This is a genomic window from Streptomyces aureoversilis (assembly GCF_042657885.1).
GTDB classification, from domain to species: Bacteria; Actinomycetota; Actinomycetes; order Streptomycetales; family Streptomycetaceae; genus Streptomyces; species Streptomyces aureoversilis.
In genome coordinates, this window is record NZ_JBHSKJ010000001.1 from 135,590 (window position 1) to 160,670 (window position 25,081).

Annotated in this window: 15 protein-coding genes; 9 read left to right on the plus strand and 6 right to left on the minus strand. The window is 74.3% G+C overall.

Going from position 1 to position 25,081, the window contains the following annotated elements:
- Positions 1 to 85: 85 nt before the first annotated feature.
- The 6 genes from ACFPP6_RS36545 to ACFPP6_RS00605 form a co-directional block, all read right to left on the minus strand.
- Positions 86 to 199 (minus strand): MFS transporter small subunit, encoded by a 114-nt coding sequence (locus ACFPP6_RS36545; protein ID WP_417801527.1) that lies wholly within the window; start codon positions 197 to 199, stop codon positions 86 to 88.
- A complete protein-coding gene (locus tag ACFPP6_RS00585; protein ID WP_382035638.1) occupies positions 196 to 1,563 on the minus strand; it encodes an L-lactate MFS transporter in 1,368 nt (455 codons plus the stop codon). Before ACFPP6_RS00585 ends, ACFPP6_RS36545 begins: the two co-directional genes overlap by 4 nt.
- 179 nt (positions 1,564 to 1,742) lie before the next feature.
- Entirely contained in the window at positions 1,743 to 2,864 is a 1,122-nt protein-coding gene (locus ACFPP6_RS00590; RefSeq protein WP_382035641.1) for a thioredoxin family protein, read from the minus strand.
- A gap of 21 nt (positions 2,865 to 2,885) precedes the next feature.
- The gene (locus tag ACFPP6_RS00595) at positions 2,886 to 3,077 is read right to left on the minus strand and encodes a ferredoxin (RefSeq protein WP_382035643.1); all 192 of its coding nucleotides are present in this window, start codon (positions 3,075 to 3,077) and stop codon (positions 2,886 to 2,888) included.
- Between the two features lie 26 nt (positions 3,078 to 3,103).
- Entirely contained in the window at positions 3,104 to 4,324 is a 1,221-nt protein-coding gene (locus ACFPP6_RS00600; protein WP_382035646.1) for a cytochrome P450, read from the minus strand.
- 35 nt (positions 4,325 to 4,359) lie between these two features.
- Positions 4,360 to 5,574, minus strand: a complete 1,215-nt coding sequence (locus ACFPP6_RS00605; protein WP_382035649.1) for a cytochrome P450 — start codon at positions 5,572 to 5,574, stop codon at positions 4,360 to 4,362.
- 240 nt (positions 5,575 to 5,814) lie between these two features.
- Here ACFPP6_RS00605 and ACFPP6_RS00610 point away from each other — a divergent pair, with 240 nt between their 5' ends.
- From ACFPP6_RS00610 to ACFPP6_RS00650, 9 genes are all read left to right on the plus strand, one after another.
- On the plus strand, positions 5,815 to 6,711 hold the full coding sequence (locus tag ACFPP6_RS00610; RefSeq protein ID WP_382035652.1) for a proline iminopeptidase-family hydrolase: 897 nt from the start codon (positions 5,815 to 5,817) through the stop codon (positions 6,709 to 6,711).
- A 16-nt stretch (positions 6,712 to 6,727) separates the two neighbouring features.
- Positions 6,728 to 7,672 carry an ACP S-malonyltransferase gene (locus ACFPP6_RS00615; RefSeq protein WP_382035655.1) on the plus strand — a complete coding sequence of 315 codons (945 nt, stop codon included), beginning with the start codon at positions 6,728 to 6,730 and terminating at the stop codon, positions 7,670 to 7,672.
- Between the two features lie 25 nt (positions 7,673 to 7,697).
- Positions 7,698 to 7,949: an acyl carrier protein gene (locus ACFPP6_RS00620; protein ID WP_382036760.1), complete on the plus strand. Its 252-nt coding sequence runs from the start codon at positions 7,698 to 7,700 to the stop codon at positions 7,947 to 7,949.
- Between the two features lie 20 nt (positions 7,950 to 7,969).
- Positions 7,970 to 9,496, plus strand: a complete 1,527-nt coding sequence (locus ACFPP6_RS00625; RefSeq protein ID WP_382035658.1) for an AMP-binding protein — start codon at positions 7,970 to 7,972, stop codon at positions 9,494 to 9,496.
- Positions 9,497 to 9,550: 54 nt separating this feature from the next.
- A complete protein-coding gene (locus tag ACFPP6_RS00630; protein ID WP_382035660.1) occupies positions 9,551 to 11,089 on the plus strand; it encodes an AMP-binding protein in 1,539 nt (512 codons plus the stop codon).
- The gene (locus ACFPP6_RS00635) at positions 11,086 to 12,327 is read left to right on the plus strand and encodes a type III PLP-dependent enzyme domain-containing protein (RefSeq protein WP_382035663.1); all 1,242 of its coding nucleotides are present in this window, start codon (positions 11,086 to 11,088) and stop codon (positions 12,325 to 12,327) included. The genes ACFPP6_RS00630 and ACFPP6_RS00635 overlap by 4 nt, the downstream gene beginning before the upstream one ends.
- Positions 12,324 to 12,821 carry a cobalamin B12-binding domain-containing protein gene (locus tag ACFPP6_RS00640; protein WP_382035666.1) on the plus strand — a complete coding sequence of 166 codons (498 nt, stop codon included), beginning with the start codon at positions 12,324 to 12,326 and terminating at the stop codon, positions 12,819 to 12,821. The genes ACFPP6_RS00635 and ACFPP6_RS00640 overlap by 4 nt, the downstream gene beginning before the upstream one ends.
- On the plus strand, positions 12,818 to 14,116 hold the full coding sequence (locus ACFPP6_RS00645; RefSeq protein ID WP_382035668.1) for a methylaspartate mutase: 1,299 nt from the start codon (positions 12,818 to 12,820) through the stop codon (positions 14,114 to 14,116). Before ACFPP6_RS00640 ends, ACFPP6_RS00645 begins: the two co-directional genes overlap by 4 nt.
- An 82-nt stretch (positions 14,117 to 14,198) precedes the next feature.
- Positions 14,199 to 25,076: an SDR family NAD(P)-dependent oxidoreductase gene (locus ACFPP6_RS00650; protein WP_382035671.1), complete on the plus strand. Its 10,878-nt coding sequence runs from the start codon at positions 14,199 to 14,201 to the stop codon at positions 25,074 to 25,076.
- The last annotated feature ends 5 nt before the right edge of the window (positions 25,077 to 25,081 follow it).

Consider the following 25,081-nt stretch of genomic DNA (forward strand, 5'->3'; position numbering starts at 1 on the left):
CAGCAAGGCAGGGAAACATTCAATATACGCCGAGAAATCCCCCGTCCGTCAATCCGGCCGGGGGATTTCCTGCTTTCCGGGCGGTTCACCCGGTGAACAATTGCCGAAGCCTTGAGGCGAGTTCGTACACTCCGTAGGCGAAGGGCGCCCCCACCCACAGCCAGCTCAGCACGAGCACCGCCTTGCGCGCGGGTGTCACCGCCCCGCCCCCTTCTCCGGTACGGCCGCCGGCGGCCGGCCCCCGTCGCCGGCCGGCTCGTGGTGGCGCGGGTGCACGGGCCGGACGAGCTCGTTGGCCGCGAAGCCCACGGCCAGCAGCCCGATCATGACGAGGAAGGACGTGGTGTAGAGGCCGGGCCCCGTCCGGCCGGCGGACTTCCCGGCGTCGGCGACGGAGTTGACGATGAGCGGCCCGAGGATCCCGGCGGTGGACCACGCCGTCAGCAGCCGGCCGTGGATCGCACCGACCTGGTAGGTCCCGAAGAGGTCCCTGAGGTACGCGGGCACGGTCGCGAACCCGCCGCCGTAGAAGGACAGCACCACACCGGCGCAGACGATGAACAGCGGCTTGGACGAACTGCCGGCGAGGGCGATGACGAGATACATGAGCGCGCCCGCGCCGAGATACAGCCGGTAGACGTTCTTGCGGCCGGTGATGTCCGAGGCGGAGGACCAGACGATCCGGCCGAGCATATTGGCGAGCGAGAGCACGCCGACGAATCCCGCGGCGGCGGCCGCACTCACGGGGGAGGAGGAGTCCGCGAAGAAGTCCGTGACCATCGGGGCGGCCTTTTCCAGAATGCCGATGCCGGCCGTGACATTCGCGCAGAGAACGACCCACAGGCACCAGAACTGCGGCGTGCGCAGGGCGTTGCGGGCCGACACCTGAGCACTCGTGACGAGCTCCCGGGACGGCGCGCGGTCCGCGGCCCCTCCCGGCGGCTGCCGGGAACCGGGCGGCACCCGTACGAGCAGCACGCCGGGCGTCATGAACACGGCGTACGCCACGCCCATCACCAGGAACGTCCGCGCGATGCCGGAGGAGTCCGTGCCGAAGTGCGACAGCAGCGCGGCCGACCACGGCGAGGCGATGAGGGCACCGCCGCCGAAGCCCATGATGGCGATGCCGGTGGCCATGCCCGGGCGGTCGGGAAACCACTTGATGAGCGTGGAGACCGGTGAGATGTAGCCGATGCCCAGCCCGGTCCCGCCGATGAGGCCGTAGCCCGCCACGACGAGCCAGTACTGTCGCGTGGCCGCCCCCAGGGCGGCCACCAGGAAGCCGGACGAGAAGCACACGGCCGACACGGACATCGCCCAGCGCGGGCCGTTGCGCTCCACGAGCGTGCCGCCGAACGCGGCCGACAGGCCGAGCATCACGATCGCCACCTGGAACGGCAGCGCCGAGGCCGTGCCGGACAGGCCCAGCGAGGACTCCAGCGGCGGTTTGAACACGCTCCAGGCGTACGCCTGGCCGATGGCCAGGTGGATGGACAGCGCAGCGGGCGGGACCAGCCAGCGGCTCCACCCCGGCGGCGCGACGACACCGGATCGGGCAGGCATGGACGGACGCTACAGCGCGCTCGGGGCCTGCGCCCAGACCGCGGGAGAACCGGCCGCCGGGGAGCCGAGCGCTGCACCGACGGCCGGGTGCGTCACCTGCAGGTGCATCGTGGCCGGTCGCGCAGTTCCCCGCGCCCCTTCGGGCGCGGCCGAACCGCACCGGACCGCGTCAGGCCCGCTCAGCCGGCGGTGACCCCCACCGCGGCCAGCCAGCCGGTGACCTGGGCCGCGGAGGCGACACCGCTGAAGCGGAAGCTCTCCTTGCCCTCGCGCACCAGGATCACGGTGGGCACGCCCATCGCGTCGAACCGCTCCTGCGCCCAGTCGGCCCGGTCCACGTCGATCTTCACCCCGGTCAGGGCGTCGCCGCAGGCCTCGACCACGTCCTCCAGGACGGGGGTGAGCAGCGAGCACGGGCCGCACCACGGGGCGGTGAGGTCGACCAGGACGGGCACGGGGCCGGCGAGCAGCCGGTCCAGCTCGGCCTCGTCGGTGATCTCGCGCAGCACGCCGCGCTCCTGCGGCTCCTCGCCCTCCTCGCCTTCCCCGTCCTCGAAGGCGCCGGTGTCCGCGGCCTCGGCGGCGGCGCGGGCGAAGAGGGCGGCGTTCTCCGGCGGCGCGGAGATGCCGTTGACGCCGAGCCCGGCGGTCAGCAGCCGCTCCAGCACGTCGAGGGCGAGGTCGTGGCCGGGGCGTTCGGCCACCGACACCTCGGCGAGGTGCGGCGTGAGTGCGACCAGGGCGTCGGCGAGGGCGTGGTCGACGGGGACGCCCTCGAAGGCGAGGGAGGCCAGGTGCGGCACCTCCGCCAGGGCGGCCAGCGACCGGGGCTCGAACGCCGTGGTGCCGCTGAGGACGAGGGTGTCGAGCGAGCCGGCCGTCTCCGACCCGGCGAGCGCGGCCAGCCCCGCCCCCGTGAACCGGGGCGATTCCAGCACCAGGTCGGTCAGCTCCGGCATGGTCCCCAGCGCCGCGACGCCCTCGTCGGTGAAGTCGCCCGACAGCACGAGCGTCCTGACCGCCCGCTGCCCCGCGACGGCCCGCAGCATGTCGTCCGTCGCGCCGCCCAGGTCGGCGACGACGAACGCGTCGGACGGCAGCCCGGCGAGGCCGTCCGCGAGGGCCTCCTTGTCGGCCGCCTCGGCATCCTCCGCGTCGATCACGTAGACGAGCCGGGAGCCGGAGGACAGTGCCACCGGGCCGCGCGGCTCCACCTCCACGGGCTCGCCCCCGCCCTCGGTGTAGCGGACGAGGGTGCCTGGAAGGCCGTGCTCCGGGAACTGGATCAGACGCGCATGCATGCGCCCCATGCTAAGCGTCCGCTACTCGTCGACGCCGATGACCTGGGTCGGGCACGTCATGGCCGCCTGGCGGACGTCCTCGTACACCTCCTCCGGCGGCGCCTCCTGGAGGAGGACGACGATTCCGTCGTCGTCCTGGTCGAAGACCTCCGGGATGAGCATCACGCACTGACCGGACCCCACGCACCGCGGGGTCTCCACGCTGACGCGCATGGCGGGGAACCTCTCTCCGGATCCGGTCACCAGGTGACGGGCAGTTCGTAGACGCCGTAGACCATGGCGTCGTCCTTGAACCTGAGCTCTTCCAGGGGCGCGGCCAGGCGCAGGCCGGGGATGCGCCGGAAGAGGGTGCCGTAGACGACCTCCAGTTCCACGCGGGCGAGGTTCGCGCCGATGCACTGGTGGATGCCGTAGCCGAAGGCGAGGTGGCTGCGGGCCTCCTCGCGGTGGATGTTCAGCGTGTCCGGGTCCGGGAAGACGGCCTCGTCGTGGTCCGCGGAGTTGTTGAGGGGGAGGATGCCCTCGCCGGCGCGGATGACGGTGCCGCCGACCTCGATGTCCTCCAGGGCCACGCGCGCGGCGCCCGAGTCCGAGATGCTGAAGAAGCGCAGGAGTTCCTCGACGGCCCGGGGCAGCAGGTCCGGGTCGGCCTTGACCGCGTCCAGCTGCCCGGGGTGCTCCAGCAGCGCCAGCACGCCGAGGGCGATCATGTTGGCGGTGGTCTCGTGGCCGCCGACGAGCATCAGCCGCGCCATCGTCACCACGTCGGTGTGGTCGGCGACCTGCTCCACCCGGTTCTTCTCGATGAACCGGCTGATCAGGTCGTCGCCCGACCGCTCCTCCTTGCTGGTGACCAGCGCGTCCAGATAGCCGTCCAGGGCCTGGACCGCCGCTCCGTACTCCTCGGGGGCGGCGTCGTGGTTCATCATCACCGCCGACCACTCCTCGAACTGCGCGTGGTCCTCGTAGGGGACGCCGAGCAGCTCGCAGATCACCAGTGAGGGCACGGACAGCGCGAGCGCGGTCACCAGGTCCACCGGACCGCCCGCGGCGAGCATCGCGTCGATGCGCTCGTCCACGATCTCCTGGATCCGCGGGCGCATGGCCTTGATCCGCCGTGCGGTGAACTCGGGGATCAGCATGCGGCGCTGGGCGGTGTGGTCCGGGGGGTCCATCGACAGCAGCATCAGCCGCACCGACCGGAGCATCTCCTCGGGGATGTGGAACTGGTGCGGGTAGCCGGGCAGCTTGAGGTTCGAGCTCACCCGGGAGTCGCCGAGCACCTGCTTGACGTGCTCGTAGGTGGTGACCAGCCAGGCGGGCTTGCCGTTGACCTTGAGGGTCGCCCGGGAGACCGGTTCCGTCGCGCGGAGCTTGGCGTACTCCTCCGGCGGGCTGAAGGGACAGGTGCGCTTCATCGGGAACGCCGGGTGGCGCGCCCGGTCGGCGGAGTGCGTCATGGTGCCCTCTCGAACTCGGTACGTGGTGCGGATGGTTACCAGGTGACCGGCAGCTCGTGGACGCCGAACACGATGGCGTCGTCCTTGAACCGCAGGTCCTCCGGGGAGGCGGCGAGGCGGAGGCCGGGGATGCGCCGGAAGAGCGTGCCGTAGACGACGCCGAGTTCGAGGCGCGCGAGGTTCTGCCCGATGCACTGGTGGACGCCGTAGCCGAAGGCGAGGTGGCTGCGCGCCTCCTCGCGGTGGATGTCGAGCGTGTCGGGGTCGGCGAAGACGGCCTCGTCGTGGTTGGCCGCGTTGTTGAGGGGGAGGATGCCCTCGCCGGCGCGGATGACGGTGCCGCCGATCTCGATGTCCTCCAGGGCCACGCGCGCGGTGCCGGAGTCGGAGATGCTGAAGTAGCGCAGCAGTTCCTCGACGGCCCGGGGAAGCAGGGCGGAGTCCGCCTTCACCGCGGCGAGCTGCTCGGGGTGCTCCAGCAGGGCCAGGGTGCCGAGGGCGATCATGTTGGCGGTCGTCTCGTGGCCCGTGACGAGCATCAGCCGGGCCATGCTGACGATGTCCGCGTGCTCGACCGCCGGCTCCGCGCGGTTCTTCTCGATCAGCCGGCTGATCATGTCGTCGCCCGGCTCGCTCTCCTTGGCGGTGACCAGTCCGTCGACGTACCGGTCGAGCTCGTAGTGGGCCCGCCCGCGCTCCTCCTCGCTGATGTCGCGGCTCATGATCTGCCCGGCCCAGGTCTCGAACCGGGGGTGGTCCTCGTAGGGGACGCCGAGCAGCTCGCAGATCACCAAGGAGGGGACGGGCAGCGCGAGCGCGGTCACCAGGTCCACCGGGCCGCCCGCGGCGAGCATCGCGTCGATGCGCTCGTCCACGATCTGCTGGACACGGGGCCGCAGCTCCCGCATCCGGCGGACGCTGAACTCGGGCGCCAGCATGCGGCGCTGGACGGTGTGGTCCGGCGGGTCCATCGACAGGAACGTCAGCGGGACGGCCTGCAGCATCTCCTCCGGCACCGGGACCTGCAGCGGATAGCCCGGCAGCTTCAGGTTGGCGCTCACCCGGGAGTCGCCGAGCACCTTCTTGATGTGCTCGTGCCTGGTGATCAGCCAGGCGGGCTTGCCGTTGACCTTGAGGGTCGCCCGGGAGACCGGTTCCGTCGCGCGGAGCTTGGCGTACTCCTCCGGCGGGCCGAAGGGGCACCGGCGGGCCATGGGAAACGCGGGGTGCTGCTCGGCAGATGGGTTCATGATGCCCTCTCGCACTCGGTACGTCGTACGGGCGGGCACGTGGGAAACGGGCTGCCGCCGTTCGCACGCTAAACACCCCCGGTGCGCGGAAGCACCCCCTACCGGCCCCAGTTCGACGGCGCCGGCACGGCCCGGCGGCAACCCCCGCTCCGCTAGGGGCCGTTAGGGGTCCTGGTGCGGCGCCGCAGCGGGTTAGCGTCGGTCCCGACCCCCTGCACGACGTCGAGTGAGGTGCTTGCCGTGTCCTCGGACCCCAGCGCAAAGGGAACGGTCCCTTTCGGGGAGTACCGGACCTGGTACCGGATCACCGGTGAACTCCGTGCGGGCCGGCCGGCCGTCGTCGCCGTGCACGGCGGCCCGGGCAGTACGCACGACTACCTGCTGGGCCTCACGGCCCTCGCCGACGCCGGCTGGCCGGTCGTCCACTACGACCAGCTCGGCAACGGCGGATCGACGCACCTGCCCGACCGCGGGGCCGACTTCTGGACCCCCGGGCTCTTCCTCGACGAGCTGGACAACCTGCTGGAGCGCCTCGGCATCGCCGACGACTACGTGCTGTTCGGCCAGTCGTGGGGCGGGCTGCTCTCCGCCCGGCACGCCTCGGCCCGCCCCTCCGGCCTGCGCGGTCTCGTCATCGCCAATTCGCCCGCCTCGTACCCCCTGTGGCTGAGCGAGATGGAGGTGCTGCGGTCGCAGCTCCCGCCGGGCGTGGACGAGACGCTGCGGCGCCACGAGGCGGCCGGCACGACCGACTCGGACGAGTACTTCACCGCGATGCGCGTCTTCTACGACCGGCACGTGTGCCGGACCCTGCCGTGGCCGCGGGACTTCCTCTCCTCCTTCATGGAGATCTACAACGACCCGACCGTGTACTACACGATGAACGGGCCCAACGAATTCCATGTGATCGGCACTCTCAAGGACTGGTCGGTCATCGACTGCCTGGACGCGATCGAGGCGCCGACCCTGCTCGTCAACGGCCGTTACGACGAGGCGACGGCGGTGACGATGCAGCCGTTCCACGACCGCATTCCGGATGTGCGCTGGGAGGTCTTCGAGAATTCGAGTCACGTGCCGCACCTGGAGGAGCCGGAACGGTTCACCGAGGTGCTGACCGGATTCCTGAAGAGCCTGTAGAGAGGACGTGGCAGCCATGGCCGCCGAGACCCACAACACCGCCGTCGTCTTTCCCGGCATGGGCCCGTCCGCGTTCTCCGACGTCGGCCGGTTCATGGTGGTGAACCCGTTCGCCCGCGAACTCGTCGCCATCGCCGACGACGTGCTCGGCCATTCCCTGGTCGACGCTTTCCGCGAGGCCGACGGGGACTATTCCGAGGCGGCCCAGGTCGCCTTTCTCGTGAACTGTCTCGCCTCCGCCGAATGGGCGCGGCAGAACCTGGGGATCGAGCCCGGGTTCGTCGCGGGGCCGAGCTTCGGCGAGAAGGCGGCCATCGCCTACTCCGGGGCGCTGCCGGTGGCCGAGGCGATACGGATGACCGCGGGACTCGCCCGCTGCATGGACGAGTACTTCCGGCACGAGCACCGCGACGTCGTCACGCTCTCCTTCGTGCGCACGCCGCGCGAGCGGCTCGACGAGATCCTCGCCGACCTGGACGAGCAGGGCGAGTGGCACGACATCTCCTGCTTCATCGACGACGACTTCTTCATGCTCTCGCTGGCCGAGGGCCGGGTCCCCTGGCTGCAGGAGCGGCTGCGCGCCGTCGGCGGGATGTCGCTGTACACGATGCGGCCGCCCATGCACTCGGCCGCCTTCGCGGGACTGCGCGCCAAGGCCGAGCGGGAAGTGGTGTCCACCCTGGACTTCGCCGACCCCAAGCTGCCGGTCGTCGCCGACCAGGACGGCACGCTCCTGCACTCGGCCGACGGCATCCGCACGATGCTGCTGGACAGCTTCACCCGCCCGCTGAACTGGCCGGCGGTCGTGACCGCCCTCAAGGAGGCCGGTGTCGGGCGGGTCTGCGTCGCGGGCCCGGACAGCCTCTTCGGCCGGGTCGGCCGCACGACGGACAACTTCGAGGTCATCCCGGCCAATCCGCGGCTGGCGATGACACCACGGCGCCGTGCCGGCGCCGCCTGAGCACCCTCCGACGATGGGATCCACCATGTGGGACGACCAGTTCGAACAGCTCCTGCGCAAGTTCCTGCCGTTCCTGGCACCGGACGAGCCCCTGGAGAGCGGCACCGCCCTGCGTGACCTGGGGCTGGACTCCCTGGGCGTGGTAGAGCTGCTCGGGAACCTCGAGAGCACCTATGACGTGCGGTTCCTCGACGGCGCGCTGGCCATGGAGAACTTCGAGAACCCCGGCATCCTCTGGAAGACCGTGGAGGGCATGCTGACCGGCACCGCCGCGTAGCGGGGGCCGGGGGGACCACGATGGACGACACCATGGACGCCGCGCTGCCCGGCCGCTTCCTGCGCGGCCTGGCCCTGTCGCCGGACCGCCCCGCGGTCCGGGCCGGCGGAGCCGCGCTGACCTACCGGGAGCTGCACGAGCGCGCGCTGGCGCTGGCGGGCTCGCTGCTGTCCGGGCTGCCGGAGCGGCCCCGGGCGATCGGCGTGCTGGCGGGCAAGGGCCTCTCCGCGTACCCGGCGGTCCTCGCCGGCCTGTACACGGGGATCACCACGGTCCCGCTGCAGCCCTCCTTCCCCGCGCTGCGCACCCGGCAGATGATCGAGGCGAGCGGCGTCGGCGCACTGATCGCGGACGACGACGCGCTGCCCGCGCTCACGGCGCTGCGGGAGGCCGGCACCGAGCTGCCGGTGCTGTTCCCTCCCGGGGGGCAGCCGATGCCGGCCGTGCCGTACGACCCGGCCGCCGCGTTGGCGTCGCCGCAGCCGGTGCGGGCGTCGGACGTCGCGTACGTCCTGTTCACCTCCGGCTCGACCGGCAGGCCGAAGGGCGTGCCGGTCACGCACGCCAACACCGCGCACTACTTCGGCCTGCTCGACGAGCGCTACGACTTCGGGCCCGGTGACGTCTTCTCGCAGAACTTCGACCTCAACTTCGACTGCGGGATGTTCGACCTGTTCTGTGCCTGGGGGGCCGGTGCGACCCTGACCGTTCCGCCGCCGCAGGCGTTCCGGGACATGCCGGCGTTCGCCGCCGCGGAAGGGCTGACCGTCTGGTTCTCCACGCCCAGCGCCATCGCGCTGATCCGGCGCATGGGCGGGCTGCGGCCGGGGGCGATGCCGTCCCTGCGGTGGAGTTTCTTCGCGGGGGAGGCGCTGAACTGCCAGGACGCCGAGGACTGGCAGGCGGCGGCGCCGGGCGCGTTCCTGGAGAACCTCTACGGGCCGACCGAGCTGACCATCACGGTCTCCGCCCACCGCTGGTTTGCCGGGCGCGGGCTGCACGGTGTCGTGCCGATCGGCGCGGTGCACGCCGGGCACGGCGTGCTGCTGCTGGGCCCGGACGGTACGGAGCGCACGGACGAAGGGGAGCTGTGCATCGCCGGGCCCCAGCTGACGCCCGGCTATCTCGACCCCTCCGACGACACCGGCCGCTTCTTCCTCCGGGACGGCCGGCGCTGGTACCGCACCGGCGACCGCGTCCGCCGGGCGGACGACGGCGAACTGCTCTACCTGGGGCGGCAGGACGCCCAGGTCCAGGTGCACGGAGTGCGCGTGGAGCTGGCCGAGGTGGACGCCGCCGTGCGCTCCTGCGCCGGCGTGGAGGACGCCGTCACCGTGGCGGTCGCGGCGGGCCACACCTCCGAACTGGTGGTCTTCTACACCGGATCCGCCGTGCCGCAGGTGCAGCTGGCCCGCGAGCTGCGGAGCGTGCTGCCCCTGGCGATCGTCCCGAGGAAGTACGTGCACCTGGCGGAGTTCCCGCTGAACCCGAACCGGAAGATCGACCGCAAGAAGCTCGCCCTCCGGGCCGCGCCCGCAGCCGGCTGAGCCGGCCGCCCGGGCCGTGCAGGAGGGCTCTCATGAAAGGTCATACGGGGCGCAGTGAACCGTAATTCGACATCGGATACCCGTCCGCCCGCGCTGGTCCACGCGCTGCTGGACGAGGCCACGGCGGACACCGCCCCCGACGCCACGGCGGTCGGAGACGGAGCCGGGCGCTGGACGTACCGGGAGCTCACCGCGTACAGCCACGCGGTCGACGCCTGGCTGGAAGCCCGCGGCATAGGCCACGGCGACCGGGTGCTCGTGCAGGTGCCCAGCACCCGCGAACTGGTCGCCCTGTTCTACGGGACCTCGCGGCGCGGCGCGGTGTTCGTGTCGCTGAACCCGGGGATGAAGGACTTCCACCTCCGCTCGGTGCTCGCCAACGCCGAGCCCAGCCTGGTGATCGCCGCCGACGCGGCCGCGGCGCGGATCGCGGAGTTCTCCCCGGTCCCGGTCGTGGGGACGACGGAGTTCTGGAGCGGGGTCGCCGCCCTGCACGAGCGGGGAGCGCGGGCCTCGGGCCCGGTCGAGGTGTCCGCCGAGGACATCGCGGCGCTGGTGTACACCTCCGGCAGCACCGCCGCGCCGAAGGCGGTCGTCTGCCCGCACGGGCCCATGCTCTTCGCCTCGCACGCGATCCACCTCGAACTCGGCTACCGCCCCGACGACGTGGTGTTCTGCCGCTTCCCCATCTCCTGGGACTACGGGCTGTACAAGATCCTCCTGGCCGCCCTCGGCCGCTCCGAGCTGGTGCTCGCCGACGGCGAGTCCGACCTGGTCCTGCTCAAGCGGATCCGGGAGTCCGGGGCGACGGTGGTGCCCATCGTGCCGTCCCTCGCCACCATGATCCTGACCCTGGCCGAGCGCGAGCCCGCGCCGGAGGGGACCTCCCGGGTGCGGATGTTCACCAACACCGGGGCCGCGCTGCCGAGGCCGACGGCCGACGCCCTGCGCGCGGCGTTCCCCGGCGCCGAGGTGATCCGCCAGTGCGGCCAGACCGAGTGCAAGCGCATCTCTGTCCTGCCGCCCGAGTTCGAGGACAGCAAGCGCGAGTCGGTCGGCCGGCCCCTGCCGGGCACGACGGTGTTCGTCCTCGGCGAGGACGGGGCCGAGCTGCCCACGGGCGAGACGGGCGAGATCGTGGTCGAGGGCCCGCACGTGATGCCCGGCTACTGGCGCGCGCCGGAGCTCACCGCCCGCACGTTCCGGCAGAACCCGCTCACCGGTGCCCGGCGGCTGCACACCGGCGACTACGGGCACGTGGACGAGGACGGCTTCCTCTACTACGAGGGCCGCCGCGACGACGTGTTCAAGCGCAAGGGCGTGCGCATGAGCACCACCGAGATCGAGGCCGCCACGATGGATATCCCCGGCGTCCGCGCCGCGGCCGTCCTGCCGCCCAGCGGGGACCGCGACCTCGCGGTGTGCGTCGAGGGCGACGTGGCCTCGCACACCGTCCTGCGCGAGCTGGCCCGCCGGCTGGAGCCCGCCAAGGTCCCCGGCCTCTGCAAGGTCGTCGAGGACCTGCCCCTGACCCTGCACGGAAAGCACGAGCGCAAGCAGCTCGCACTGCTGTTTGAAGGGAACGACCGGTGACCGGCTACACCGAGCTCGCCGAGCGTTTCGGCACGCCCGCCTACGTCTACGACCTCGACCGCATCGCGGCGGCCAAGCGCGACCTCTTCGCCGCCCTGCCCGAGGAGGCCCACCTCTTCTACGCCGTGAAGGCGAACCCGCACCCGGAGCTCGTCCGCGAGATGTGCGCCGGCACCGGGCGCGGCTGCCGGGCGGAGATCAGCTCCGTCGGCGAGCTCGCCGCCGTCCTCGCCGCGGGGGCCTCCACGGCGGACGTCCTCTACACCGGGCCCGGCAAGACCGAGGGCGAACTGGCCGAGGCGCTGAAGGCGGGCGTGCGGCTGTTCTCCGTCGAGTCCCTCGGCGACCTGCGGCGCGTCGGGGAGGTCGCCGGCCGGCTCGGCGTCGTCGCCGACTGCCTGCTGCGGGTCAACAGCGCCTCCGCGAGCGCCTCGACCAGCATCCGGATGACCGGCGTCCCATCCCAGTTCGGCTTCGACAGCGAGACGCTGCCCGCCCTCCGGGACGAGCTCACCGCCGTGCCGGGGACCCGGGTCGCGGGCGCCCACTTCTTCCCGCTCAGCAACGCCAAGGACGAGGCGAGCCTGATCGCCGAGTTCCGCCACACCATCGGGGTGGCCGCCGGGCTGCAGGAAGAGCTGGGCGTGCGGTTCCGGTTGCTGGACATCGGCGGCGGCTTCGCGGCCCCGTACGCCGTGACCGGCGACCGGCCGGTCTACGGCGAGCTGCGCGCCGCCCTGGCGGAGACGCTGGACGCGCACTTTCCCGGGTGGCGCGAGGGCGCCCCGCGCATCGCCTTCGAGTCCGGGCGCCACCTCGTGGGCGACAGCGGCACGCTGCTCGCCGGGGTGGTCAACCTCAAGGAGAGCCGCGGCCGGCGCTTCGCGATCCTGGACGGCGGCATCAACACCTTCGGCGGCATGTCCGGCCTCGGGCGGATCCTGCCGGTGTCCGTGGAGCTCCACGGGCCGCAGGCGCCGGCCGGACAGGTCGCCAGCCTCGTCGGCCCGCTGTGCACCCCCGGGGACGTCCTCGGCCGTGACATCCCGCTGCCGTCCCTCGCGCCCGGGGACGTCGTCGCCGTCCCCAACGCGGGCGCCTACGGGCCCACCGCCAGCCTGCTGATGTTCCTGGGCAGACCGGCCCCGGTCGAGATCGTCGTGCGCGGCGGCGACGTCGTGTCGGCCTCCCGGATCGAGCACACCCGCGCGTACGCGTACGGGCAGGGGGAGCGATGAGCACCCCGGCCACGACGGGGGCGGGGCCGGGCCCGGGAGCGGAGCCCGCCGGGCACCGGGCCCCCGCCCGGCGGGACGCCACCGTCGTCGTCACGGGCGTGACCTCCGACTCGCACACCTGGAACCTGGTCTTCCTGCAACTGCTGCTGGAGGAGCTCGGCTTCGGCGTCGTCAACCTCGGCCCCTGCGCGCCCGAGGAACTGGTCGTCTCCGAGTGCCTCGCCCGCCGGCCCGCGCTGCTCGTGGTGAGCAGCGTCAACGGCCACGGCTACCGGGACGGCATGCGGCTGATCAGCCGGCTGCGCCGGCAGCCCGGGCTGAGCGCCGTGCCGGCGGTCATCGGCGGCAAGCTGGGAATCGCCGGGGCCCAGAGCGCCGAGCAGCTCGGCGCCCTGGTCACCGCCGGGTACGACGCCGTCTTCGACGACGGCGCAGAGGGGATCGCCTCCTTCCGGCGGCTGCTCGACGCGCTCCCGCAGCGGGCGCTGGCGTGACCGGGTTCGGCGCGTTCGTCCGCCGGGCACGCGCCGGCGGCGAACTCGTCGTGCAGCCCAGGATGGGCATGAGCGAACCCGAGCGGATGCGCGCCGGCCTGCGGGCGACCCGGGCGGCGAACGGGCGGACGGTCGGCACGATCACCCTGGACAGCTACACCCGCGTCCGGGACCTGGAGTCCGCCGGACTCGCCCTCCTGGAGGGCGAGTCGCTCAACGGCTACCCGATCGTCAACCACGACCCGGACACCACGCGGTGGGTCCTGGAGGGCTCCCACGGGCCGGACTTCCCCGTCCAGGTCCGGCACGGCTCGGCGGACCCCGTCGACATCTTCCGGGCGCTGATGACCGTCGGACTCGACGCCTCCGAGGGCGGGCCCGTCTCGTACTGCCTGCCCTACGGGCGCATTCCGCTCCAGGAGTCCGTGGACAACTGGTCGCGCTCCTGCGAGCTGTTCGTCCGGCTGCGGGAGACCGGCCTGGAGCCGCACCTGGAGACGTTCGGCGGGTGCATGCTCGGACAGCTCTGCCCGCCGAGCCAGCTGGTCGCGATCAGCGTGCTGGAAGCCCTGTTCTTCCACCGGCACGGCCTGCGCAGCATCTCCGTCAGCTATGCCCAGCAGACGAGCCCGGTGCAGGACGCCGAAGCCGTCGCGGCGCTGCGCCGGCTGTGCGCGGAACTGCTCCCCGACACCGACTGGCACGTCGTCATCTACGCCTACATGGGCGTCTACCCGGCCTCGCCGGACGGCGCCTACCGGCTGCTGGGCGAGGCGGCGGAACTCGCCGCCGCGACCGGCTCCGAACGCCTGATCGTGAAGACCGTCGCCGAATCCGTACGGATTCCGACGGTCGCGGAGAACGTCAGCGCGCTCGAATTCGCCGCGGCCACCGCGGCCGGGACCCGGCGGCCCGTCACCGCCGCGAACGCGGGCGCCGATTCACAGACCTATGCGGAAGCCGCCGCCCTCGTGGCCGCCGTACTCAATATGGCGTCCGATCTCGGCGAGGCCATGCTGCTGGCATTCCGCAGGGGATATCTCGACATCCCCTATTGCCTGCACCCCGACAACATGGGGCGCAGCAGGAGTTACATCGACGGAAAAGGGCGGCTCCGCTGGGCGGACATCGGCAGGCTGCCGCTGTCCGGCGTGGTGGAAACGCGCGGGTCCCGCACCGTCACCTCCGGCGAACTGCTGGATTCCCTGTCCTACGTGCGCCGGAAGTTCGACCACGAGCAGGTGTCCGGCACACCGGGCAGGGGAGCGATCGGCCCCGGGGCGCACACGTCCTAGGGGTCGTTAAGGGTGTGGCCCTTGCCGGGGTCTCACTACTGTCAACGGGAAAACGGTTTCGGCCGAAAGTGGAGATGCGCGGATGAACGAGCCCAGTTCCGATTCAGCACTGGCCCGGCTGCTGGCCACCACCGCGCCGTCGGAACACCGCAGGGTGGTCCTCGACCTCGTGCACGCCCACGCGTCGGCGGCGCTGCGGGCGGCCCGGCCCGACGCCCTGGGAACCCTGGACCTCACGCTCCCCTTCGTCGAGCTGGGCTTCGACTCGCTGGCGGCGGTCGACCTGCACCGCAGGCTGAGCGCGGAGACCGGCCTCGACCTGCCGGTCACGCTCGCCTACGAGCACCCGACCCCCGTCGCCCTCGCCGAACGGCTGCTGTCCGGGGCCCTGGGCGACGCCGCGGCCCGGCCCGCTCCGGTGCCCGCGGCCACCGCGGCCGGGCCCGCCGACGAGCCCGTCGCCGTCGTGGGGATCGGCTGCCGCTTCCCGGGCGGCATCGACTCGCCGGAGGAGCTGTGGCGGCTGCTGGCCGACGGCGGCGAGGTGCTGTCCGGCTTCCCCGAGGACCGCGGCTGGGACCTGGACAACCTCTTCGACGACGACCCCGAGGCACCGGGGCGCAGCTACGTGCGCGCCGGCGGATTCCTGGACACCGCCACCCGGTTCGACGCCGACTTCTTCGGGATCAGCCCGCGCGAGGCCCCGGCGATGGACCCCCAGCAGCGGCTGGTGCTGGAGACCGCGTGGGAGGCGCTGGAGCGCGCCGGCATCGACCCGACGGGCCTGCGCGGCAGCGCGGCCGGCATGTTCTTCGGCGCCGAGGTGCAGGAGTACGGCCCGCGCCTGCACGACGCGCCCGACGGCCTCGACGCCTACCTGCTCACCGGCAACGCGCCGAGCGTCATCTCCGGCCGCGTCGCCTACATCCTCGGCACGGAGGGGCCGGCCGTCACCGTCGACACCGCCTGCTCGGCCTCCCTCGTGGCCATCCACCTGGCCTGCCAGTCCCTGCGGCAGGGGGAGTCCTCGCTGGCGCTCGCCGGCGGCGTCGCCGTGATGGGCGGACCCGGCGTCTTCACCGCGTTCAGCCGCCAGCGCGGCCTCGCGCGCGACGGCCGGTGCAAGGCCTTCGCGGCCGCGGCCGACGGGACCGGATTCGCCGAGGGCGCCGGCGTCCTCGTCCTCGAACGGCTCTCCGACGCCCGGCGCAACGGCCACCGCGTGCTCGCCGTCGTCCGCGGCTCGGCCGTCAACCAGGACGGCGCCAGCAACGGCCTCACCGCGCCCAGCGGCGCCGCCCAGCAGCGCCTCATCCGCCAGGCCCTGGCCAACTCCGGGCTGACCGCTGCCGACGTCGACGCCGTCGACGCGCACGGCACCGGCACCACGCTCGGCGACCCCATCGAGGCCCACGCGCTCCTCGCGACCTACGGGCAGGAGCGGAACGGCGGCGAGCCGCTGCTGCTCGGCTCGGTGAAGTCGAACCTGGGCCACACCCAGGGCGCCGCCGGCGTCGCCGGGGTGATCAAGATGGTCCTCGCCATGCGCCACGGCCACCTGCCGCGGACCCTGCACGTCGACGCGCCCAGCCCGCACATCGACTGGTCGTCGGGGGCCGTGGAACTGCTCACCGAGGGCCGGCCCTGGCCCGAGACGGGCCGCCCGCGACGCGCCGGCATCTCGTCGTTCGGCGTCAGCGGCACCAACGCGCACCTCATCGTCGAGCATCCCGAGCAGGACGCGGCGGAAGCGGCGGACGCCGAACCGGCCGGCACCGCGCCCGCGGACGAGGGCACCCCCGGTGTGCTGCCCTTCCTCCTGTCGGCCCGCGGCGAACAGGCCCTGCGCGCCCAGGCGTCCGCGCTGCTGCCCCTCGCCGCCGAGGCGCCCCTGGCCGGCCTCGCCCTCTCCCTGGCCACCACGCGCGCAGCGCTGACGCACCGCGCCGCGATCGTCACCGGCGACCGCGGCGAACTGCAGGACGCCCTGGCGGCCCTCGCCTGCGGCACCGCCCCCACCGGCGTGGCCGGGCCCGGCGGGCTCGCGTTCCTCTTCACCGGCCAGGGCAGCCAGCGCCTCGCGATGGGACGCGGCCTGGCCGGGGCCTTCCCGGCCTACGCCGACGCGCTCGACGAAGTCTGCGCCCACTTCGACATGCAGCTCCAACCGCCCCTGAGCGACGTGCTGTTCGCGGAGGCGGACACGCCGGAGGCCGCGCGGCTGCACGACACGGAATACGCCCAGCCCGCCCTCTTCGCCGTCGAGGTCGCGCTGTTCCGTCTCATGGAGAGCTGGGGCGTGCGGCCCGACTACCTCGCCGGGCACTCGATCGGCGAGCTCGCCGCCGCCCACGTGGCCGGCGTGCTGACGCTGGAGGACGCGGCGATCCTCGTGGCCGCGCGCGGCCGCCTCATGCAGCAGCTCCCCGCCGGCGGCGCCATGGTCGCGGTGCAGGCCGCCGAAGCCGACGTGACGCCCCTGCTCACCCCGCGCACCGGCATCGCCGCCGTCAACGGCCCCGCGTCCGTGGTGATATCCGGCGACGGGGACGAGGTCGCCCGCATCGCCGAAGCCCTCGCCGCACGGGGCCACCGCACCAAGCGCCTGCAGGTCAGCCACGCCTTCCACTCGCCGCTGATGGAACCGGTGCTGGCGGAGTTCCGCCGCATCGCCCAGGTGCTGACCTACGCGGAGCCGCGGATCCCCGTCGTCTCGACCGTCACCGGCGCCCTCACCACCGACGAACTGTGCAGCCCCGGCTACTGGGTCGAGCACGTCCGCGCGCGGGTGCGCTTCCACGACGCCGTGCGCGGCCTTGAGGAAGCCGGAGTCCGTACCTTCCTGGAGCTCGGCCCCGACGGCGTGCTCAGCGCGATGGCCGAGGAATGCGCCGAAGGAACCGGCCTCGCCTTCGCCCCGCTGTTGCGCCGCGACCGGCCCGAGGAGCACGAGACCGTATCGGCCCTCGCCCTGGCCCACGGCCGCGGCGTGCACGTCGACTGGGCGCGCTTCCACGCCGGCCGCGGCGGCCGGCGGATCGACCTGCCCACCTACCGCTTCCAGCGCAAGCGGTTCTGGCTGGAGCCGGGCACGGCCGGCGCGGACGCCACCGGCCTCGGACAGCTCCCCGCCGGCCACCCGCTGCTGGGCGCCGTCGTCGCCGTCGGCGCCGACCAGGTGGTCCTGACCGGCCGCCTCTCGCTCCGTACGCACCCCTGGCTGGCCGACCACGTCATCTCCGGCCGCGTGCTCTTCCCCGGCACGGCGTTCGTGGAACTGGCCCTGCGCGCGGGCGACCACGCCGGCGCGACCACCCTCGAGGAGCTGACCCTCGGCGCCCCGCTGGAACTGCCCGCCGACGGGGGAGTGGCGGTGCAGGTCGCCGTCGGCGAACCCGACGCCTCGGGACGCCACCCGCTGACCGTCCACTCCCGGCCCGACGGAGCGGAGCCCGGCGCGTGGACCCGGCACGCCACCGGCGTCCTCGTCGCCGCCGCCGCGCCGCCCGGGGCACCCCTCGACGCCTGGCCGCCGGAGGGCGCCGAGCCCATCGGCCTCGACGGCGTCTACGCGGACCTGGCCGCCCAGGGCTACGGATACGGGCCCGCCTTCCAGGGTCTGCGCGCGGCCTGGCGGCACGGCGACGACATCTGCGCCGAAGTCGCCCTGGACCCGGCCACGGCGGCGGACGCGGCCGGATTCGGACTGCACCCCGCGCTGCTCGACGCGGCCCTGCACGCCGCCGACCTCGGGGAGCAGGCCCGCCCGGAGGTACTCGTCCCGTTCGCCTGGAGCGAGGTCCGCCTGCACGCGGTCGGTGCCTCGGCGGTGCGGGTCCGGATCTCCCGCGACGGCAAGGACACGCTCTCCCTCCGGCTCGCCGACGCCACCGGGGCCCCCGTCGCCACCATCGGCGGCCTCACCTCACGCCCGGTGCCGGACGCCGAACCGCTCTACGCGGTACGGCCGGTGCCCGCGGCCCGGCCCGCGCAGGCCCCGCCGCTGAGCACGGCCGCGCTCGGCGACGTGCTGGACGACGCATGGACCGGGCCGGTGCCGGACGCGGTCGTCCACCGCGCCGGGGACCACGAGGGCGACTTCGCCACCGCGGGGCGGGCCGCCGCCGCAGACGCCCTGCGCGCCCTGCAGTCCTGGCTGTCCGACGACCGCTTCGCCGCCGCGCGCCTGGTCGTCGTCACCTCCGCGGGACCGGCCCACGCGCCGGTCCGCGGCCTGGTGCGCTCGGCCCAGGCGGAGAACCCGGGCCGCTTCGTCCTGCTGGAGCACGACGGCCCGCACGCCGCCCCCTCCGACGCCGACCTGAGCGCCGCCCTGGCCACCGGGGAGCCCGAACTCACCCTCTCCGGCGGGGAACTGAGCGTCCCCCGGCTGACCGCCGTGCAGCCCGCGCGGGGCGCGGCACCGGACTGGGGCACCGTACTGATCACCGGCGGCACGGGCGGCCTCGGCGGCATCCTGGCCCGGCACCTGGTGCGCACCCACGGCGTCCGCAGCCTGGTGCTGGCCGGCAGGAGGGGATCCGCGCCCGCGCTGGAGGCCGAACTCACCGCGCTGGGCGCCGGCGTGACCGTCGTGGCCTGCGACGTGGGCGACCGGGCCGCCGTCGAGGGGCTCCTCGCCGCCCACCCCGTCGACTCGGTCGTCCACGCCGCGGGCACCGTGCGCGACGGCGTGATCGGCTCGCTCACCGGCGAGCTGCTCGACGAGGTGTTCCGGGCCAAGGCGGAGGGAGCCTGGCACCTGCACGAGCTCACCCGCGGCCGGGACCTGAAGGCATTCGTCCTCTTCTCCTCCCTGGCCGCCGTGCTCGACGGCGCCGGACAGGGCAACTACGCCGCGGCCAACGCCTTCCTCGACGCCCTCGCCGACCACCGGGCCTCCCTCGGACTGCCCGTCACCGCACTGTCGTGGGGCCTGTGGGCGACCGACGCCGGGATGGGCGCGGACCTCGACGCGACGGCACTGGCGCGCATCGCGCAGTACGGGCTGCCCGGGCTGAGCGCCGAGCGGTCCCTGCGCCTGTTCGACGCCGCCGTCCGCTCCGGCGAACCCCGGCTCGTACCCGCCGAGGTCGACGCCGCCGCCGTACGGGCCCGGCCGGGCGGCATACCCCCGCTGCTCAGCGGGCTGGTGCGTCCCCTCGCGCGGCGGGCCGCCGCGGCGCAGGCACCGGCCCTGCCCACCACCGGCGGCCCACTGGCCGCACTGCCGCCCGCCGAGCGGGACCGCACGCTGCTGGAGCTCGTCCGCACCGAGGTCGCGGCCGTCCTGCGGCACGAGGGCGCCGCCGCCGTCGACCCGGCCAGGGCCTTCACCGAGACCGGCTTCGACTCGCTGTCGGCCGTCGAGCTCCGCAACCGGCTGAACACGGCGACCGGGCTGCGCCTGCCCGCCACCCTCGTCTTCGACTACCCCACCCCGGTGATCCTGGCCGACCACATCCGCGACACGCTCTTCGGCACCGCACAGGACGCCCCGCCGCGGCCCACGGAGCTCCCCGCCGCCGCGGACGAGCCCATCGCCATCGTCGGCATGAGCTGCCGCTACCCCGGCGGCGTGTGCTCGCCCGAGGAGCTGTGGCAGCTCGTCGCCGACGGCGTCGACGGCATCGGGGCCTTCCCCGGGGACCGCGGCTGGGACGCCGACGCGCTCTACGACCCCGAGCCGGGCACGCCCGGGAAGACGTACGCCCGCGAGGGCGGCTTCCTCTACGACGCCGCGGAGTTCGACGCCGACTTCTTCGGCATCAGCCCGCGCGAGGCCGTCGCCATGGACCCCCAGCAGCGCCTGCTGCTGGAGGTCTCCTGGGAGGCGCTGGAACGGGCCGGCATCGACCCCGCGGCCGTCCGCGGCTCGCGCACCGGCGTGTTCGCCGGCGTGATGTACCACGACTACGGCACCTGGCTGACGGACGTGCCCGAGGACGTCGCCGCGTACTTCGGCAACGGCAACCTCGGCAGCGTCGTCTCCGGCCGGGTCGCCTACGCGCTCGGGCTGGAGGGACCGGCCGTCACCGTCGACACGGCCTGCTCGTCCTCGCTGGTCACCCTGCACCTCGCGGCGCAGGCCCTGCGGCAGGGCGAGTGCTCCCTGGCCCTGGCCGGGGGCGTGACCGTCATGTCGACCCCCGACACGTTCGTGGACTTCAGCCGGCAGCGCGGCCTGGCCGCCGACGGCCGCTGCAAGTCCTTCGCCGCCGCGGCCGACGGCACCGGCTGGGGCGAGGGCGTCGGCGTCCTGGTGGTGGAGCGGCTCTCCGACGCCCGCCGCAACGGCCACCGCGTCCTGGCCGTCCTCAAGGGCAGCGCGATCAACTCCGACGGCGCCTCCAACGGCCTGACCGCCCCCAACGGGCCGTCCCAGCAGCGGGTGATCCGCGCCGCCCTGTCCGGCGCGGGGCTGACCGCCGCCGACGTCGACGCCGTCGAGGCCCACGGCACCGGCACCACGCTCGGCGACCCGATCGAGGCCCAGGCCCTGCTCGCCACGTACGGGCAGGAGCGGCCGGCGGACCGGCCGCTGTGGCTCGGCTCGATCAAGTCGAACATCGGTCACACCCAGGCGGCGGCCGGCGTCGCCGGTGTGATCAAGATGGTGATGGCGATGCGCCACGGGGTGCTGCCCCGGACGCTGCACGTGGACGCCCCCTCGGACCAGGTGGACTGGTCGGCCGGGGCGGTGGACCTGCTCACCGAGGCCCGGCCGTGGGAGCAGGACGGCCGCCCGCGCCGGGCCGGGGTGTCCTCGTTCGGCATCAGCGGCACCAACGCCCACGTGATCCTGGAGGAGGCCGCGGCGGAGGAGGCCGTACCCGCAGCGGAGACCGGGCCCGGCGAGGCCCCGGCCCCCGCGCTCGTGGCGCTGCCCGTCTCGGCCCGCGGCACCGCCGCCCTGCGCGACCAGGCCGCCCGGCTGCTGCCCCTGACCGGCACCGGAGTGGCCGACCTGGCCCTCGCGCTGGCGACGGCCCGCACCGCGCACCGGGACCGCGCGGTGATCCTGGCGGCCGACCGCGCCGAGGCCGAGGCCGGCCTCTCCGCGCTCGCGCAGGGGACGTCCGCGCCGGGCCTGGTCACCGGCTCGGTCACCGAGGGCGGGCTCGCGTTCCTGTTCTCCGGCCAGGGCTCGCAGCGGCTCGGCATGGGCCGTGAGCTGTACGAGGCCTTCCCCGTCTTCGCCGAGCACTTCGACCGGGCCGCCGCGCTGCTGGACAAGTCGCTGGAACGGCCGCTGGCCGAGGTCCTGTTCGGCAGCCCCGACGACGGCTTCGACCGCGCCGGGCTGCTGGAGCGGACGGCCTGCACCCAGGCCGCCCTGTTCGCCACGGAGGTGGCGCTGTTCCGCCTGCTGGAGTCCTTCGGGCTGCGCCCGGACTGGCTGGCGGGCCACTCCGTCGGCGAGTTCGCGGCCGCGCACGTCGCGGGGGTCTGGTCGCTGGAGGACGCGGTGGCGGCCGTCTCGGCGCGCGGCCGCCTGATGCAGGCGCTGCCCGAGGGCGGCGCGATGGTCGCGGTGCGGGCGGCGGAGGACGAGGTGGCGCCCCTGCTGGACGAGGGGATGAGCATCGCCGCCGTCAACGGGCCGCGCTCGGTCGTGGTGTCCGGTGACGCCGACGCGGTCCTCGCCCTCGCGGAGGGCTTCGGCAGGTCCAAGCGGCTGCGGGTCTCCCACGCCTTCCACTCGCACCACATGGACGCCATGCTGGCGGAGTTCGGCGAGGTCATGGCCGGGCTCACGGCCGCCGACCCCGTCATCCCGCTCGTCTCGACGCTGACCGGCCGCCCGGCCACCGGAGCGGAGCTGCGCTCCCCGCAGTACTGGGTCCGGCACGTGCGCGAGACCGTGCGCTTCGCGGACGCCGTCGCCGCCCTGCAGGCGCAGGGCGTCACCACCTTCCTGGAGCTGGGCCCCGACGCGGTGCTCGCCGCGATGGGCCGGGACTGCACCGACGCCGCCGAGTTCACGGCGGTCTCCCGCAAGGACCGGCCCGAGGTGCGCGAACTGCTCGGCGCCCTGGCCCGGGTCCACACGCGCGGCGCCGGCGTCGACTGGTCCGTGCTCCACGGCGGCCGCACCGGCCGGCCGGCCGACCTGCGGACCGACCTGCCGACGTACGCCTTCCAGCACCGGCGCTTCTGGCTCGACGTCCCCGCGCGCAAGGGCGACGCGGGCGGGCTCGGCCAGACCCCGCTCGACCACCCGCTGGTCGGCGCGGAGATCCGGATGGCCGGCTCCGACGGCGTCCTGCTGACCGGGCGGCTCTCCCTCGCCACCCACCCCGTGCTCGCCGAACACGCCGTCCTCGGCACCGTGCTGCTGCCCGGGGCCGCGCTGGTCGACCTCGCCATCCGCGCCGGCGACCTGACGGGACGCCCCGTCCTGGAGGAGCTCACGCTCGAAGCGCCCCTGGTCATTCCGCAGCGCGGAGCCGTACAGCTCCAGGTGGTGGCCCAAGGCGGCACGGCGGAGATCTTCTCGCGGCCCGAGGGCGCCGCGCCCGGCGCGGGCTGGACCCGCAACGCGACCGCGCTCCTCACCGACCGGGACGGACCGCAGCCGCAGCCCCTCGCCGAGTGGCCGCCGCCGGGCGCCGACCCGGTCGACGCCGCCGGGCTCTACGACAGCCTGCAGGCCGACGGCTTCGCCTACGGGCCCGTCTTCCGCGGCGTCCGGGCCGTCTGGCGCCGCGGCGAGGAGCTCTTCGCCGAACTCGCGCTCCCCGCCCCGGCCAGGGCCGAAGCGGCCGCCTACGGCCTGCACCCCGCGCTCCTCGACGCGGCCCTGCACGTCACCTCGCTCTTCGACGACGGGACCGCGGAGGACGACGGCCGGGTGCGGCTCCCCTTCGCCTGGGAGGACGTCGCCCTGCACGCCACCGGCGCCTCGGCGGCCCGCGTCCGGCTCTCCCGCACCGGCGGCGGGGGCGGGGCGGCGGCCGGGAGCGTACGGATCGAGCTGGCGGACCCCTCCGGCCGGCCGCTCGCGACCATCGGGTCCTACGCCACCCGGCCCGTCGCCGCCGGCCGCCTGACCGCGGGCCACGACGCGCTGTTCGCCGTGGAGCAGGTGCCGCTGCCGCTGCCGCAGGCGCCCGCAGGGAGCGGCAGCGACCGCCGGTTCGCGGTGCTGGGCACCGACGACCTCGGGCTCGGCCTGCCCGCGTCCCCGGACCTCGCCTCGCTCGGCGCCACCGCGCCCGACGCGGTCCTCCTGCCCGTACGGCCGGAATCCGGCGACGTGCCCGCGGCCGTACGGTCGGCCCTGCACGGCGTGCTCGGCACCCTCCAGCAGTGGTCGGCGGACGAGCGGTTCGCCGCGGCGAAGCTCGTCGTGCTGAGCGGGACCGGACTCGCCGGGGCCCCCGTACGCGGCCTGGTCCGTGCGGCGCAGGCCGAGGACCCGGGCCGGATCGTCCTCGCCCGCACCGGCGACGGGCCGCCGTCCCTGGCCGCCCTGGCCGCCGCCCTCGACTCGGGGGAGCCCGAAGTCGTGCTGCGCGACGGCGAGGTGCTGGTGCCGCGGCTGGCCGCGGCCGCCGCTCCGGACGGCGCTCCCGGCGACCGGGACGACGCCCCGGACTGGGGCACCACGCTGATCACCGGCGGCACCGGCGGCCTCGGCGCGCTGGTGGCCCGCCACCTCGTGCAGCGCCACGGGGTCCGCAGCCTGGTCCTCGCCGGGCGCCGCGGCCCCGACGCCCCGGGAGCGCGGCAGCTGCAGGAGGAACTGGCCGGACTCGGCGCGCAGGCCCACGTGGTCGCCTGCGACGTCGCGGACCGGGCCGCCCTCGCCGCCCTGCTCGCCGAGCACCCCGTCCGCAGCGTCGTGCACACCGCGGGCGTCCTGGACGACGGCCTGATCGGCTCGCTGACGCCCGCGCGGATCGACACGGTGCTCGCACCCAAGGCCGACGCCGCGTGGCACCTGCACGAGCTGACCGAGGGTCAGGACCTGGCGAACTTCGTCCTGTTCTCCTCGGCGGCGGGCACGCTGGACGCCACGGGCCAGGGCAACTACGCGGCCGCCAACGTGTTTCTCGACGCGCTCGCCGCGCACCGCAGGGCCGCCGGCCTGCCCGCCCTCTCCCTGGCCTGGGGCCTGTGGGACCAGCCCGGGGGCATGGGCGGGCAGCTCGACGAGGCGGACCGGCAGCGCATCGCCCGGGCCGGCATCGGCGCCCTCGAACCCGCCGACGGACTCGCGCTCCTCGACGCCGCCCTCCTGGCCGACGCCGCGACGCTCGTGCCCGTCAGGCTGGACCTCGGGGCACTGCGCCGCCGGGCCGGCGACGTACCGGCCGTCCTGCGCGGCCTCGTCGCCGCCCCGCCCCGGCGCGAGGCGAGCGGCGAGAGCGGCCCGGGGGACGCCGGCAGGGCGCCGCTGGCCCGCCGGCTGGAGACCCTGCCGGCCGCCGACCACGACCACGCGGTCCTGGAGGCGGTCCGCGCCGAGGTCGCCGCCGTGCTCGGCCACGACGGCGCGGCGTCGGTCGAACCCAGACGCGCCTTCACCGAGCTGGGCTTCGACTCGCTCGCCGCCGTGGAACTGCGCAACAAGCTCAACGCGGTGAGCGGGCTGCGGCTCCCCTCCACGATGATCTTCGACTACGCCACCCCGGCCGCGCTGGCGGGTTACCTGCTCACCCGGCTCGTACCGGACCCGCCGGGCACCGCTGCGGCACCGGCCGCGGAAGCCGACGACGCACGCCTGCGCGACCTGCTGGCGGGCATCCCCCTGGCTCGGATCCGCGAAGCCGGCCTGCTGGATTCCCTGCGGGCGCTGTCCGGACCGGACACCGCCGCCGGCCCCGCCCCGGACCCCGGCCCGGGCCCGGACGACGACGCCGCGGCCGCGGCCGCCCGGAGCCTGACGGACATCAAGAGCATGAACATCGCCGATCTCGTGCGGACCGCACTCGACCGCAGCGACGCCAAGTAATCAGG

Excerpts from the sequence above, each read along its gene's own strand:
- ACFPP6_RS00585 (WP_382035638.1), bottom strand. The coding sequence starts at position 1,563 with ATGCCTGCCCGATCCGGTGTCGTCGCGCCGCCGGGGTGGAGCCGCTGG.
- ACFPP6_RS00615 (WP_382035655.1), top strand. The coding sequence starts at position 6,728 with ATGGCCGCCGAGACCCACAACACCGCCGTCGTCTTTCCCGGCATGGGC.
- ACFPP6_RS00605 (WP_382035649.1), bottom strand. The coding sequence starts at position 5,574 with ATGAACCCATCTGCCGAGCAGCACCCCGCGTTTCCCATGGCCCGCCGG.
- ACFPP6_RS00625 (WP_382035658.1), top strand. The coding sequence starts at position 7,970 with ATGGACGACACCATGGACGCCGCGCTGCCCGGCCGCTTCCTGCGCGGC.
- ACFPP6_RS00640 (WP_382035666.1), top strand. The coding sequence starts at position 12,324 with ATGAGCACCCCGGCCACGACGGGGGCGGGGCCGGGCCCGGGAGCGGAG.
- ACFPP6_RS00595 (WP_382035643.1), bottom strand. The coding sequence starts at position 3,077 with ATGCGCGTCAGCGTGGAGACCCCGCGGTGCGTGGGGTCCGGTCAGTGC.
- ACFPP6_RS00620 (WP_382036760.1), top strand. The coding sequence starts at position 7,698 with ATGTGGGACGACCAGTTCGAACAGCTCCTGCGCAAGTTCCTGCCGTTC.
- ACFPP6_RS00590 (WP_382035641.1), bottom strand. The coding sequence starts at position 2,864 with ATGCATGCGCGTCTGATCCAGTTCCCGGAGCACGGCCTTCCAGGCACC.
- ACFPP6_RS00650 (WP_382035671.1), top strand. The coding sequence starts at position 14,199 with ATGAACGAGCCCAGTTCCGATTCAGCACTGGCCCGGCTGCTGGCCACC.
- ACFPP6_RS00600 (WP_382035646.1), bottom strand. The coding sequence starts at position 4,324 with ATGACGCACTCCGCCGACCGGGCGCGCCACCCGGCGTTCCCGATGAAG.